Origin of the sequence: Acidipila sp. EB88 (assembly GCF_003858395.1) — a bacterium.
Taxonomy (GTDB): Bacteria; Acidobacteriota; Terriglobia; order Terriglobales; family Acidobacteriaceae; genus EB88.
On the sequence record NZ_QWEV01000005.1, the window covers coordinates 4,072,412 to 4,085,642 of the forward strand.

Below are 13,231 nucleotides of genomic sequence, written 5' to 3' on the forward strand. Positions count from 1 at the left end.
CAAAGGCGAAGAGAAAACGATGGCGACGATTACGCAGGCACCACTCGACGCGCAGCATGAACCAGAGGAACAGCTCCCGCTCCACCAACTCACCACGGAGAGCTCGAACGAAGCATCGCAGGGCTTCGATACCAAGTCCGCTCTGGAAATCGCACGGATTATCAACCATGAAGACGCCAAGGTCGCGGCGGCCGTGAAAAAGGCCCTGCCGGAGATCGCGCTCGTTATTGACGCAGTGGCACGATCCCTGCGGGAGGGTGGCCGTCTCATCTACATCGGCGCGGGCTCAAGCGGACGCATCGCAGCGCTTGACTCCTGTGAGTGCCCACCTTACTTTTCCAACGACCCGCACTCCATTCAATACATTATGGCCGGCGGTCCCAAGGCACTGGCGTCTCCCGTGGAAGTCAATGAAGACTCCGAGGAGCTGGGCCAGCGGGACATCGCCCGCAGGCGTCCGTCACGAAAGGATGTTGTGGTGGGTCTTTCCGCCAGTGGCCGCACCCCATACGTGGTCGCGGCGCTTGCCTACGCGCGGACACAGGGTGCGCGCACAGCATGCATCACCTGCAATCACAACACCTCCATCGCGAATGCCGCGGACATCGTCATCGTAGCTGACGTGGGCCCGGAAGTTGTTTCCGGTTCCACCCGCATGAAGGCAGCGACCGCCCAGAAGATGATCACCAACATGATTACCACGGGGGCCATGACGCGGCTCGGCTACGTCTATGACAACCTCATGGTGCACGTGCACATGCAGAACTCCAAGCTCGTGGAGCGTGGCATCTCGATCCTGAAACGTGCCTGTGCGGTCAGCCGTGACGAGGCTGTGAGCGTGATCAAGAGCGCGGGCCGTAGCGTGCCGGTCGCCCTGGTGATGCTCAAGGCTGCCGTCGACAAGCAGGAAGCCGTGCGGCGCCTGGCCAAGGCGGACGGCAATGTGCGGCGCGCGGTGGAAGACTCGACCATGGACCTCTAGACGAACCTCCAAGCAAACGCTGCAGGCGAAATGCAAGCACGGCATACCCTAAGCGCGAACCCTCCGGTTCGCGCTTTTGCTCGTCGTGCCATTGCCGCATCCGAGTTCCGCATCCGAGTTTTACATGCGGCTTTTGATCCCGGTGCAGCTTTGCAGCACGCTTGCGATGTTCGGCCTGATTTGGTTCATCCAGGTGGTGCACTATCCCTTGTTTCTCCAGGTCACCCCATCGCAGTTCCCTGTCTACGAAGCGGCGCATGCCAACCGGACCACCTATGTGGTGGCCCCGCTGATGCTGCTGGAGCTTGCCTCGGCGCTGCTACTACTGGTGCCGCGTATGCGGCCCCCGCAGGTAAGTGCTCCGGAGGCCTGGATAGGAGTTGCGCTGGTGGCCGTGCTGTGGGGTTCCACCGCTTTCATCCAGGTGCCGCTCCACAACCGGCTGCACCTGGCGTACTCGGCACCCCTGATCCAGCGGCTTGTCCGAACCAACTGGATCCGCACCGTCGCGTGGTCGGCGCGGGCATTGCTAGTGTTGCACTGGGCTTACCGCGGAGCGCTCACCACTTAGCCCGCCCTGCCGACTTACTTCGTTCCATAAGCCGTCTGCAGAAACAGGAACTGGTCGCGAAGCGGGTCCTTCTCCGCTTTCTCCGCACTCGCAGGCTGTGACAGGTACATCACCTGCGCGCCCGAGGCGGGCAGATAGACAGGCCAGTGCGGCAGGCTGGCTGTGCCGCGGCCCCCACCATTCGGGTCGCCTGTTTTCGCGAAGTTCGTCCAGTAGGTCATCATCTGCTCACTCATCGCGCGATCTTCGGGGCGCCAGGCGATGCCCTTGCGCGAGTCGATCACGCCAAAGACGTACTCGATCTCGTCCGAGTGGAAGGCACCATAGCGGCCAGGCCGCGCCGGGTCCGGGGGTGGCACCAAGTCGAAGCGGTACCGGTAAACAGGCGACTTCCCTGTTTCTGTCTGGGCTTCCAGCCAGCTCCAGGTGCCGTAGCCGATGAACTTGGCGGTGGCGTACTGCTGCAAACGTTCCAGCGCCTCGGCGTCGGTGGAAGCAGGGAATGCCGCGAGGAACTCTGCACTGTGTCCCGGGAAGTCCTTCTCGGCCGTCTCTTTCAATCGCGTGATGTCGCTCGGCGCGTCCACGGCGGGCGCGGCCGATGAGCCGCCCGTGGGCGTGATGGTGGTGTTGGCTTTGCCGCTGCCGCCCTCATCGTGGTTCCAGCCGGCCATCATGGGTACGTCATTCTGCTTGCCCGCCGCAAAGATCGCGGAAGGCGCCTGCGGCAGGAACAAGCCATCCACATCGGGGCCGAAGTTCTGTCCGGGCGTGCCGGGGGATGGGGAGCGGTAGAGTCCAGCAACTGCTGGGCCGTGAGGGCGCGCAGAGCCGCGAGCGATTCCGCATGGAGCCGTGTGCGCGCAAACTCCGCGTCCGTGGCCTCCCGGATCTCTGCCGGCTTGAAGCGCAGCGTCGGGCCACCGAACGCGCCACCGCTTTCCCCGATCGCATGGGCAAACAGTCCGTGCGCGAGCGGCGATGCCATCAAGGCGCTGACCGCGAACGAGCCCGCGCTTTCGCCGAAGATGGTGACATTGCCAGGGTCGCCACCGAACGCGCTGATGTTGGCGTGCAGCCACTGCAGCGCTGCCACGGCATCGAGCAGCCCGTAGTTGCCGGCCGCGTGCGCGGGCGATTCCGCCGCGAGTTCCGGATGGGTCATGAAGCCGAAGATGCCCAGGCGATAGTTGAACGTCACCACGATGACGCCCTTGGTCGACAAGTGCGCTCCATCCTGCCTGGGCTCGGACGTGCTGCCGGTGGTGAAGCCTCCTCCATACACCCAGAGCATCACGGGCAGCTTTTTGCCAGGCTTGCCCGCGGACGCGCTGGTCGGGGGCGCCCAGATGTTGAGGCTAAGGCAGTCCTCGCTCTGGCCCGGGTCGCGGAAGAACATGTCGTCATAGAGCGTGGGCTGCATGCACCGCGGCCCGAACGCCGTGGCAGGACGCACGGCGGTCCATGTGGCTGCAGCTACCGGCGGCTTCCAGCGGAGTGGGCCGACGGGCGGCGCCGCGTACGGAATACCGAGGAAGGCGCGCGCCGGGCCGCCGGGCGTGTCCTGAAGCATGCCCTGTACCGGGCCGGAGGGTGCTTGCACGGTAAGGTCGTTCTGCGTGGCGCTCGGAACGGGAGCGGTCTGGGCAATGGCGGCAGGGATCAAGGGAGAAACAGCAGCGGCGAGCAGCAGGAGAGGGATGCGCATGATCGCCGCCAGTGTACTCCCATATTCCTGTCGCACGCGCGGAGCACGCCGGCGCGCGCAAGCCATTTAGACTGAGTGTCGAGGAGTAAGCAAGAAGCACATGGACAAATTCGTCATCCGCGGCGGTAATCCGCTGCTTGGAACAGTTCGAGTCAGTGGCGCAAAGAACTCGGCTCTCCCCTGCATGGCAGCTGCCATTCTGACTGCTGAAGAAGTGGTGCTTGAGAACATTCCGCAGGTCCAGGACATTGAGACGGAGCGCAAGCTGCTGGTGTCCATGGGTGCCGAGGTGGAACTTGGCTATGGGCGCGCCCAGCACCGCACCACGGTCAGCTGCGCGGTGCTCTCCGATCCGGTCGCCAAGTACGAGATCGTCAAGACCATGCGTGCCTCCTCGCTGGTGCTGGGGCCGCTGATCGCCCGCACCGGGGTCGCCCGGGTGGCCATGCCGGGCGGCTGCGCCATCGGCGGTCGCCCCATCGATCTGCACATCAAGGGACTCGAGAAGATGGGGGCGACCATCTCTTACGAGCACGGTTACATTGAGGCCAAGGCAGAGCGCCTCAAGGGTACCGAGATCCTGTTCGACAAGATCACGGTGACCGGTACGGAAGACCTGCTGATGGCGGCAGTGCTGGCCGAGGGCGAGACAGTTTTCGAAAACTGCGCCTGCGAGCCCGAAGTTGTGGATCTTGCCACGATGCTGATTGGCATGGGCGCCAAGATTGAAGGCGCGGGTACCCCGACCATCCGGGTACAAGGCGTGGACAAGCTTCATGGCGTCCGTCACCGCATCAACCCGGATCGCATCGAGGCAGGCACGTTCCTGGTGGCAGGCGCCATCACCGGCGGCGATCTGCAACTGACCAATTGCAATCCCGAGCACCTGGGTGCGGTCATCCACAAGCTGCAGGAATGCGGCGCGCGGATCGATATTCTGGGCAAGGACGCGATTCGTGTGCGCAGCGAGGGCAACCTCAAGGCAGCGGATGTTTCAACGCAGGAATACCCGGGCTTCCCGACCGACATGCAGGCGCAGTACATGGCGCTGGCAACGCAGGCGGAAGGCGCGTCGCTCGTGGTCGAAAACATCTTCGAAAACCGCTTCATGCATGTAAGCGAGCTGGCCCGCATGGGCGCCAACATCAAGGTCGAAGGCCGCACCGCAACCATCACCGGCAAGAGCCCGCTTTCCGCGGCAGCCGTGATGTGCTCGGACCTGCGGGCCTCTGCTTCGCTGGTGCTTGCGGCACTGGTCGCCGATGGCGAGTCGATCCTGGATCGCGTGTACCATATGGATCGCGGATACGAGCACATCGAGGAGAAGCTGCGCGGAGTGGGTGCGCAGATTCGCCGCATGGGCAAGGTCTTCGGCTGAGAACACAGCCCGCGCGCGTGGCTCCAGGGGCGACGTGCGCGGGCGAGGCAAGGAGCTTCGCGATGCAGGAACAACAAGTCACCATGCTGCGCGAGCAGCTGGTAGAGGCAATCGAAGGCGGGGCCGCGCACCAGGATATCGCTGCCGTCTTCGGCAAGGTGCGTGACCAGGACTGGGGCGCGAAAGCAGCCGGCTCACCACACACCCTGTGGCAACTGCTGGAGCACATGCGGTTCACGCTGCGGGACCTGTTCGTGTTCTCCACGGACGAGGCGTACGTAGCGCCGGAGTGGCCACGAGACTACTGGCCACCGGAAGAGGCGCCTGAGAATGCTGCGGCAGCGAAACGCGCATTCGCAGCGCTGGAGCAGGCCGTGGAAGAGATGACCACGCTGATCAGCAACCCGGAGACAGATCTTTTTGCCGAGATCGCGTGGGGCGAAGGGCAGACCATTCTCCGGGAAGCGTTGCTTGCGGCTGAGCACAACAGCTACCACCTTGGGCAGGCCATGTTGCTCCGGCGCCAGCTGGAGGGTTAGCGCTTACTCCCAGCTGACGGCAAGGTGCCAGCGCCCGCCGCGGGTGGAGCTTTTCTCGAGCACCTGTTGGTACTCCTGCAGCTCGCCGACCAGGTCTCCGGTGCTGGAGCCATAACTCGCGGGGTGTTGTTGCAGATAGGCAAGCAGCGCACGCACGGTGGTGAGCCCTTCAAAGGGCGTGAACCATTGCGGGTCGGGCAGCGATGCGGACCAGGCTGGGTCGCCTGCTCCCTGCTCCAGCAAAATGGCCATGGAATTGCGATCAGCGGAGAAGAAGTCGAGCAGCGGAGGCACGCCCAGCGCGGTCGCCAACTGTTCCAGTTCGGCTTCATGACGGGCAAGCGCGTGCCCATTGACGAAGATGTCGTAACCCGGATCTTCGCCTTCGACGACGATGTAGAAACAGGCACTCATGCAGCACAGTGTAATGGCAAACGCGGATCGCATCTGTCGCGCCTGCGCTGCGGATCCGAAAAGTATCTTGTAAGTCAACTAAGCGAACGGGCTCTCAAGCAAGTTTGTCAGAGCGGAGTTTCCAGGGGCCGTGCCCGGCTGCCACAGCACCAGCAACACGCACACTGCGAGCGCCACGGCAGCAGCCAGCCAGGTTGTCGAGGGCTCAGCCTGGGAAAGCACCATGGCTTCCATGGCCGCGACCAGGAACTGTATCCACTGTGTGACGACGACCTGGTGGGTACACAAAGGTGACCGGGTCAGCAGCCACAGGAGGGCGGCATAGGGTACGGCGATGCCGAGCGTGCTGAGCAGCAGCATCGCGGAGAGTTCGCTACCGGCCCACACGTGTGGTGCTGCGAGTCTCGGGGCTGGTTCAACCACAAAGCTGACGCTGCCGAGCAACACTGCGGCGACTGCACACTGCAGCGCGAGCGAGCGTACCAGCGAACGTAGCGGGTGCGGTCCAAGGTCACCGCGCAGCTGCACCGCAGCCATTCGCAGTCCGGAGGCTTGTGTGGCAACGGCCAGCAGCGACAGCAGCGCCCACGCTGCCTTGTTCCAGGCGAACGGCACGGATCCGTTCAGGAGCACCAGGGTTGCGCCGACAGCTGCCGACAGGGGAAGGATGAGCGAACCCGCGGCGAGTCCGTCCGCAAGGGCAAGCATCAACGGCATCGTGGCAGCGCAAAGCGGGGCCCAGCCACTTGCCCCATGCTCGCCGGCGACGATCAGCAGGGCGGCTGGCGCTGCAAAAAGCAGCACTGCCAGGAGGAGGCTGCGCGCGACAGGCACGCGCCCGCTGCTGGTGATGGGCGGCCCACTCGCACGCATCGTCTTTCGCATAAAGATGGACGCGCACAGCAACCAGGCGGCCGCCTCCAGGTGCAGCATCGCCGCCAGGGCAAAGGGAGGAGCCAGGCTGCTCGCAGTGGGTGCGATGATCCAGCTTGAACCCCACAGACCGCTGATGCCGAGGAGCAGGAGCACGGAGCGTCGTTGCACATGTCGATAGTAGCGGGCATTTGTGCGCTTAGGACAAGCCTGGGTAAGCAGCGCACGGAAGCTGGAGCACGCCATCTGGATCCAGCTTGCGCAAACCAGGTCCGGGCACGTGCCGGCGCGGGCAGGAGCGTGCAGAATCAGGCAGAGGCGGAGCAACTTCATGCATTGCGGCCTCGTCCATGCTGTGGAGGCGTAGCCGCAGACGGTGAATGCGCGGCCGCCCGGCAACCTCAGCAGAACGCACTTGCAGGAACCAGACGCACCCTCATCGCAGGGGAAGACGGAGTGACCGGAATGCGCCACAGAAACACATTGCTCGCCCTGATCGTAGCCTCGTGGATTGTGCCGCCGGGAGTGGCGCAGACACGCCGCAGTTCCCCACCCACGGACGAACAGATTGAAGCCCAGGTGGAGCAGGTGTTGCAGCAGGATCACTCGTTTGCCGGCTCCTCCATCTCCTCCAGCGTAAGCAAGGGTGTGGTCACCCTGAGCGGCAATGTGCGGAGTGAAGCGGAGAAGACCCTGGCATCGGCGGAGCTTGCAAAAATAGGCGGCATCAAGACGGTGCTGAACAACCTCAACATCGTGTCGCCCCAGCTGGTAGCGCCGCCACCGCCCCCTCCGCCGCCGACGCCACCGCCCGCCGTGGTCAACACGTCAAAGACGCTGACGTTGCCGGAGGGAACGTCCATTCCGGTACGTATCTCCGACGATGTGAATAGCAAGACCGCCAAGGCCGGGGACACGTTCCATGGCACCACCGCCAGCAACCTGATGCTGGACAGCTACACGCTCGTGCCGACCGGGACGCTGGTTACGGGGCGCGTCATCGCTGCGAAAAGTGCAGGCCACTTCACAGGTGCGGCACAGCTTTCCGTGGAGCTTGTGAGCCTGCGGCTCGCCACGAGCGGCAGCGTCCAGGACGTGTCGGTCGTGACCGAGCCGATCTCGAACAAGGCCGATGGACGCGGGGCAAACACCGCGGAAAAAGCCGGAGGCGGTGCAGCGCTCGGCGCGGTCATCGGTGCGGTAGCCGGAGGCGGTGCAGGGGCCGGCATCGGCGCGTTGAGCGGCGGCGCGCTTGGGGCCGGGGCGAACGGGATCACGCGTGGCAAGGAGATTGAACTGAAGCCTGAGCAGCTTCTTGAGTTCCGCACCAGCGCCCCTTTGCAGGTAACGATTGCGCTTGAGAACGGCAGGCAGATCCTGCTCCCGGCGGTGTCCGGTCCCACGCTGCAGACCCGACCAAATGATCAGAACTGAGTCTCGTGCCGTGGTCATTTTAGAGCGAGGCGCCCGACGCTTCATGGTGCAGGGTCACGCTGGCCGAGCCTAGAAAGAAGCCCGATGCGGCTCAGGAGTGAGCCGCATCGCCAAGCAGGTGCGCGACTTTGTCTGCGCTTTGGCGCGACCAGGGAGTGTTCGAGGCCCAGCCAAGTACCACGATGCCCACACTGCAACTGACCATGATCCACCAGATGGGGTGCGTGGCGCGGCTGAAGTCAGTGCCATGCGTGCGGCTCGCGTTGACCACGGTGCCAGCCACGGCCACGCCGAGCGCGGCACCGACCTGGCGACTTGTGGATGCGATTGCAGAAGCGACCCCGGCCTGCGAGAGGGGCATCCCGGCCACGGCATTGTTGGCAATCGCAGGGTTGATCATGCCCAGGCCGATGCCGAACAGCAGGTAGGAGAACAGCAGGAGAGCAACCGAGGTCGTGCCAGAAAGCTGTGTCAGCAGCAACGTACTGGCCAGCAGGCCGCTGCCTGAGAGCAGGATCGAAGCGCGGGTTCCGTGGCTTCCCACAAGCCTTCCGGAGAGAGGCGCCGTCAGCATCATCATGACCGCGAGGGGCAGCGTGTACAGCCCCGTCCGCAGCGCTGAGAGCCCTCGTACCTGCTGCAGGTAAATGGCATTCAAAAACAAAAAACCTGCGAAAGAAGCGAACGAAAGCACCGCGAGCAGCGTTGCGCTGCTGAAAGGCACACTGCGGAAGAAACGTAGATCGAGCAGTGGCTCCCGACGGCGAGGTTCGTAGAGCAGGAAGCACACCAGCGCGACGGCGCACGTTGCGAACAGTCCGATGATGCGGTGCGCGTGCCATCCGGCATGGGGTCCTTCAATCACGCCGTAGCACAGCGAAGCCAGGATGAGGAACACCAGAGCCTGACCGACGGGATCGAACGAGCGTGCCTGCTTTGCTTTCGATTCCGGTACAAACAGAGTCGCGAGCACCACCGCGATCAGGCCGAGTGGCAGGTTGATCCAGAAGATGGAACGCCACCCCACCGCCTGTGTCAGCGCTCCTCCGAGCACCGGGCCGAGCGCGAACGAGAGACCTGCGACCGCGCCCCAGATGCCGATCGCGCGGGCCCGCATTTTTGGGTCCCGTATGGAGTTCACGATGATCGACAGCGCAACGGGGTTGAGCATGGACGCGCCAAGGCCCTGCATGACCCGGAAGGCGACCAGCCCCTCGATGTTGGGCGCCACGCTGCACAACCAGGAACCCGCGGTGAACAGAACCAGGCCGATCAGGAAGACTCTTCGCCTGCCAAAGCGATCGGAGATCGCGCCTGCCAGCATCAGCAGGCTCGCTACCACGAGGGTGTACGCGTCCACAACCCATTGCAGTTGAGAGAAGGTTGCGTGCAGATCGTGCTGGATCGCGGGAAGCGCGACGTTGACGATGGTGACGTCCATCGTCAGCAGCAGCACGCTCATGCAGCAGATACCGAGGATCAGATTTGGGCGGAGGAGTTTTCGCTCGTTTGCAGCATCAGCGGTGTTGGCGGTGTCGATGGCGTTCACATTGTCTGGGATGTTGCTGCGCCCTGGACCGATGCGCAAAGAACAGCTTTTCCGGCGAGCAGTGCGCTCGCCGCTGGAAGATTCCGGAGCCGGAGTGTCCAAGACTTCGGACGGTCGGGATGGTGCCAGCGAGGCCAGGGAAAAGCGTGACCCCCGCGAAGCTGGAAGCAAAGAGCACCGGGCTGCTGGAGAGTGCACGCGCCGATTCACGCACTTTTCACAACAAAAAGCATGGAAGCGGCGCTTCAAGTAGAGCACGCGCTCGCACGCAGCGGGATAAGGTTAGAAGTGTGACGAACTACGCCGCAGCAAGACACCAGCTTCTCCCATTAATAGGCAATGGCACTGCTTCACCGAAGAAGCTGGCCCGTATGTTTCACAGGAACTGGCCGGTCATGGCCGCGCTGGTGTTGCTGTGCTCCTCGCTGGCCGCAATAGCACAGGAGAGCGCGCCGGCACCGGTGGACGAGGATCAGCCGTCCTTTATGAAGCTCCTGGCATCGCACGGGAAGCATGACCTGGCGGACGAACGATGGAATGCGTATGGCCAGTTCACCTATATCTATGGGTGGAAGCAGGCGTTCTCCGCGGCGTACACCAACGCCGACGGCAGCATCAATTCCCTGCTGCCTACGCCGGAACAGAGCTTCACCGGCTCAGCCACGCTCCACCTGGGAGCGAAACCCTGGAAGGGCGGCGAGGTGTACTTTGTCCCGGAACTGATCTCGGAGCGGCCGCTCTCCAACCTGAAAGGCCTGGGGGGCGCGGTGCAGAACTTCGAGTTGCAGAAGGGCGGCGCGGAAACCCCAACACTGTATGTTTCGCGGATCTACCTTCGCCAGACTCTTGAGCTTGGGGGCGACGAGGTCAAGGAAGACTCCGGGCCGAGCCAGGTGGGAACGACCTACCGCAGCCGCAGAGTCAACCTCACGGTCGGCAACTTCAGCATCCTCGACTTCTTCGACAAGAACGCGTTCGACATCGATCCGCGCCAAGGGCTCTTCAGCCTGGCGTTTCTAACCTACAGCGCGTACGACTTCGCATCGAACGCGCGTGGTTACTCGTGGGGCGGTGTCTCTGAGCTGTTCTGGGATCGCTGGTCGGCCCGTTACGGGCGCATCACGCCACCCAAGCAGCCGAACCAGCTGCCCACAGACTTCCGCCTGGCGAAGTACTACGGCGACCAGATCGAAGTGGAACACGATCACCAGCTTGGGCATCGCGAGGGAGTGCTGCGTGTGCTCGGCTACCGCAACCGAGAAGACATAGGCCGCTTCAGCGATGCCATCCGCGTCTTCAAAGCGAATCCACTAGAGAATGCTGCCAACTGCACCACCTTTAACTATGGGTCGACCAATGCCAATGCCCCGGACCTGTGCTGGGTGCGCAAGCCAAATACCAAGACCGGCATCGGCATCTTCGGTGAGCAGTACATCACGCACGGTATCGGCGTGTTTTCACGCGGCATGTACTCCGATGGCAAGACCGAGGTGGACGCCTACACCTCCACGGATCGTTCGGCTTCTTTCGGGGTGCTGGCCAAGGGAGCACGCTGGTCCAGGCCGCTCGATGTAGGTGGGGTGGGCTATAACCTTGGCTGGATCTCGAATCCGCACGCGCAATACCTCGGGCTGGGTGGGATCGACGGGTTTGTGGGTGACGGCCATATTCGCGCCCGATCGGAGCAGGTGCTCGATGCTTTCTACAGTCTCAATTTGCACAAGGCGTACTGGCTGGCCGGCGACTACCAGCGGATCCGCAACCCAGGCTTCAACGCCGATCGCGGGCCGGTCGACGTCATCAGCGTGAAACTGCACGGCGAGTTCTGATCCCCGGGTGATCGATTGCCGCCGCAGCATGCAAACGCAGGCGCACGCGGCAGATTTTCAGGATAGAAAGAAGCGTGCATACCTCGCGACGCAACTTCCTGATCTCCACCGCGGCTGCGGCTGTTCCAGCAGCGGCAAAAGCTCTCCCCCTGGGCAGCCATGCCGCGGCGCTGCTGGCACAATCCTCCTTTGCGACCTCGTTCCCGAGCGTGGTCAGCACGCCGAGCGGCAAGCTGCGAGGCACGCTCCAGGATGGAGTGCGCGTGTTTCGTGGCGTGCCCTATGCAGCGCCGCCCGTGGGTCCGCTTCGCTTTCGACCCACCTCGCCGGTCGTGCCATGGCCTGGCATTCGCGATGCAAACAGCGCTGCGCCGACAGCCCTGCAAACACACCCGCAGGGCCCTACGAGTGAGGACTGCCTGTACCTCAACCTGTGGACGCCGGAGGGGCCGGGCCCGTTCCCGGTGCTGGTGTGGATCCATGGAGGAGGCTTCACGGCGGGCTCTGCGTCCGACCCCATGGCGGACGGCGCGCGGTTCGCGCGGGACGGAATCGTCTGCATCACGGTGGCGTATCGGCTGGGAGTGTTTGGCTTTCTGGATGTGGAGCCCCTGCTCGGGCCCTCCTACGCCGGCTCCGCCAACAATGCCCTGCACGACCTCATCACGGCGCTCCGCTGGACACAAACACACGTTGCCTCCTTTGGTGGCGATCCCGCCCGGGTCACAGTGGGCGGACAGTCGGCAGGGGCCAAGCTTACCGACATCCTGCTCGGCGTGCCCGCAGCGCAGTTGCTGTTTCAAAGCGCGATCTCGGAGAGCGGCGGAGCGGAGCGGGTCTGGTCAACGCAGCAGGCGCGCACCGTCGGCGAAGGCTTCAGCAAGCAGTGGCGGGGACAAAGCGGAAACACCGTCGACGCGCTGCGTGCCGCGCCAGCCGATCTGCTGCAAGCGCAGGAGCGGTTCATGGCTATCTGGCCGCGACACTTCCCTTTGCGCCCGCAGATCGATGGCGACCTGCTGACACGTTTGCCCCTGGAGAACGTGGCCACTGGCAGCACGCGCGGCAGGCGATTGTTGATCGGCACCAACCTGGATGAGAGTGCGTTCTTCCTGGGACCCACGCCCGGCGCCCAACCCACCCGCTCCGACCTGGGCAATCTGTCGCTCGAAGCATTTGATCCAATCCTGGCGCGCTACGCAGCGATCTACCCGAAGCTGTCTGTTTCCGATCGCTGCATTCGTGCGGTCACCGCGGAGGAGTACTGGATCCCTTCGTTGCGCGTGGCGGAGGCTGCTGCTGGCGCGGGGTGCGCGACCTGGATGTACCGCTTCGACTACAGCGAGAACGCCGGGCGGCTGCGCGGTTATGCATTTCACTCACTCGAGCTGCGATTTGTATGGCAGGCACCCGGGCACAGCAAAGGTGCAGCCGAAGCTGCACTGGCGACACAGATGCACACGGCCTGGGTCACGTTCATCAAGGGAGACGCGCCTGCGGCCACGGGGCTGCCATCGTGGCCGCGCTATGACGCCCAGGCTCGCTCGACCCTGATCCTCGATCGCGAGAGCCGGGTCGAACAGCAGCCACACGCCGGGGAAATGCTCTTGTGGAGTGGCTCGTTGTGATGGCAGGGCGCGTCCTTGGGCGCGCTGCTGCGGAGCCGGTCCAGGGTTGTTCCAGGGCCGTTCCAGGGTTGTTCCAGGGCTGTTCCAGGGCTGTGACAGGGCTGTGACAGGGCAAGAAGCTGCCCCGCTAATGAGCATGGCACGCCATGAACATAAATTCTCCTCAATTGCAACAGCAGGAGTGAATTTTCGTCGCGGAGCGCACATGCCATCCGGCATTGTGGATTAAATACAAAATCTCATCCACCAAACCATAGAACAGGGTGACCCTTGGTCGGAAAAGATGCCCGGAAATGGACATTTCACTTTGGTCCTGTGATTGCACT

General features: G+C 63.5%; 12 protein-coding genes. 7 read left to right on the forward strand and 5 right to left on the reverse strand.

Annotation, left to right across the window (positions count from 1 at the left end):
• Positions 1 to 19: 19 nt before the first annotated feature.
• Together murQ and D1Y84_RS17080 are read left to right on the forward strand one after the other, a co-directional pair.
• Positions 20 to 982, forward strand: a complete 963-nt coding sequence (gene murQ / locus D1Y84_RS17075; RefSeq protein ID WP_124849753.1) for an N-acetylmuramic acid 6-phosphate etherase — start codon at positions 20 to 22, stop codon at positions 980 to 982.
• A gap of 166 nt (positions 983 to 1,148) precedes the next feature.
• Entirely contained in the window at positions 1,149 to 1,553 is a 405-nt protein-coding gene (locus D1Y84_RS17080) for a hypothetical protein (protein ID WP_199726436.1), read from the forward strand.
• 14 nt (positions 1,554 to 1,567) lie between these two features.
• Here the strand turns inward: D1Y84_RS17080 and D1Y84_RS18690 are convergent, their stop codons facing one another.
• Together D1Y84_RS18690 and D1Y84_RS18695 are read right to left on the reverse strand one after the other, a co-directional pair.
• Positions 1,568 to 2,299, reverse strand: coding sequence for a carboxylesterase family protein (locus D1Y84_RS18690; protein ID WP_255424368.1), 732 nt, complete (start codon positions 2,297 to 2,299; stop codon positions 1,568 to 1,570).
• Positions 2,227 to 3,261 carry a carboxylesterase family protein gene (locus D1Y84_RS18695; RefSeq protein ID WP_158615545.1) on the reverse strand — a complete coding sequence of 345 codons (1,035 nt, stop codon included), beginning with the start codon at positions 3,259 to 3,261 and terminating at the stop codon, positions 2,227 to 2,229. The genes D1Y84_RS18690 and D1Y84_RS18695 overlap by 73 nt, the downstream gene beginning before the upstream one ends.
• Before the next feature lie 100 nt (positions 3,262 to 3,361).
• On the opposite strand from D1Y84_RS18695, the gene murA reads away from it, so the two are divergent.
• Positions 3,362 to 4,639 carry a UDP-N-acetylglucosamine 1-carboxyvinyltransferase gene (murA, locus tag D1Y84_RS17095; protein WP_124849757.1) on the forward strand — a complete coding sequence of 426 codons (1,278 nt, stop codon included), beginning with the start codon at positions 3,362 to 3,364 and terminating at the stop codon, positions 4,637 to 4,639.
• Between the two features lie 62 nt (positions 4,640 to 4,701).
• A complete protein-coding gene (locus D1Y84_RS17100; RefSeq protein ID WP_124849758.1) occupies positions 4,702 to 5,178 on the forward strand; it encodes a DinB family protein in 477 nt (158 codons plus the stop codon).
• Between the two features lie 3 nt (positions 5,179 to 5,181).
• Here D1Y84_RS17100 and D1Y84_RS17105 read toward each other — a convergent pair whose 3' ends face one another.
• Positions 5,182 to 5,625 carry a hypothetical protein gene (locus D1Y84_RS17105; protein ID WP_233581513.1) on the reverse strand — a complete coding sequence of 148 codons (444 nt, stop codon included), beginning with the start codon at positions 5,623 to 5,625 and terminating at the stop codon, positions 5,182 to 5,184.
• A 45-nt stretch (positions 5,626 to 5,670) separates the two neighbouring features.
• A complete protein-coding gene (locus D1Y84_RS17110) occupies positions 5,671 to 6,798 on the reverse strand; it encodes a hypothetical protein (protein WP_158615546.1) in 1,128 nt (375 codons plus the stop codon).
• 132 nt (positions 6,799 to 6,930) lie between these two features.
• Here D1Y84_RS17110 and D1Y84_RS17115 point away from each other — a divergent pair, with 132 nt between their 5' ends.
• Positions 6,931 to 7,899 carry a BON domain-containing protein gene (locus tag D1Y84_RS17115; protein WP_158615547.1) on the forward strand — a complete coding sequence of 323 codons (969 nt, stop codon included), beginning with the start codon at positions 6,931 to 6,933 and terminating at the stop codon, positions 7,897 to 7,899.
• Positions 7,900 to 7,990: 91 nt separating this feature from the next.
• On the opposite strand, the gene D1Y84_RS17120 is transcribed toward D1Y84_RS17115, so the two are convergent.
• The gene (locus D1Y84_RS17120) at positions 7,991 to 9,487 is read right to left on the reverse strand and encodes an MFS transporter (RefSeq protein ID WP_233581514.1); all 1,497 of its coding nucleotides are present in this window, start codon (positions 9,485 to 9,487) and stop codon (positions 7,991 to 7,993) included.
• Between the two features lie 332 nt (positions 9,488 to 9,819).
• On the opposite strand from D1Y84_RS17120, the gene D1Y84_RS17125 reads away from it, so the two are divergent.
• Together D1Y84_RS17125 and D1Y84_RS17130 are read left to right on the forward strand one after the other, a co-directional pair.
• Complete coding sequence (locus tag D1Y84_RS17125; protein WP_199726437.1) at positions 9,820 to 11,277, forward strand: carbohydrate porin; 1,458 nt, start codon at positions 9,820 to 9,822, stop codon at positions 11,275 to 11,277.
• Positions 11,278 to 11,351: 74 nt separating this feature from the next.
• On the forward strand, positions 11,352 to 12,905 hold the full coding sequence (locus D1Y84_RS17130) for a carboxylesterase/lipase family protein (RefSeq protein WP_158615548.1): 1,554 nt from the start codon (positions 11,352 to 11,354) through the stop codon (positions 12,903 to 12,905).
• The last annotated feature ends 326 nt before the right edge of the window (positions 12,906 to 13,231 follow it).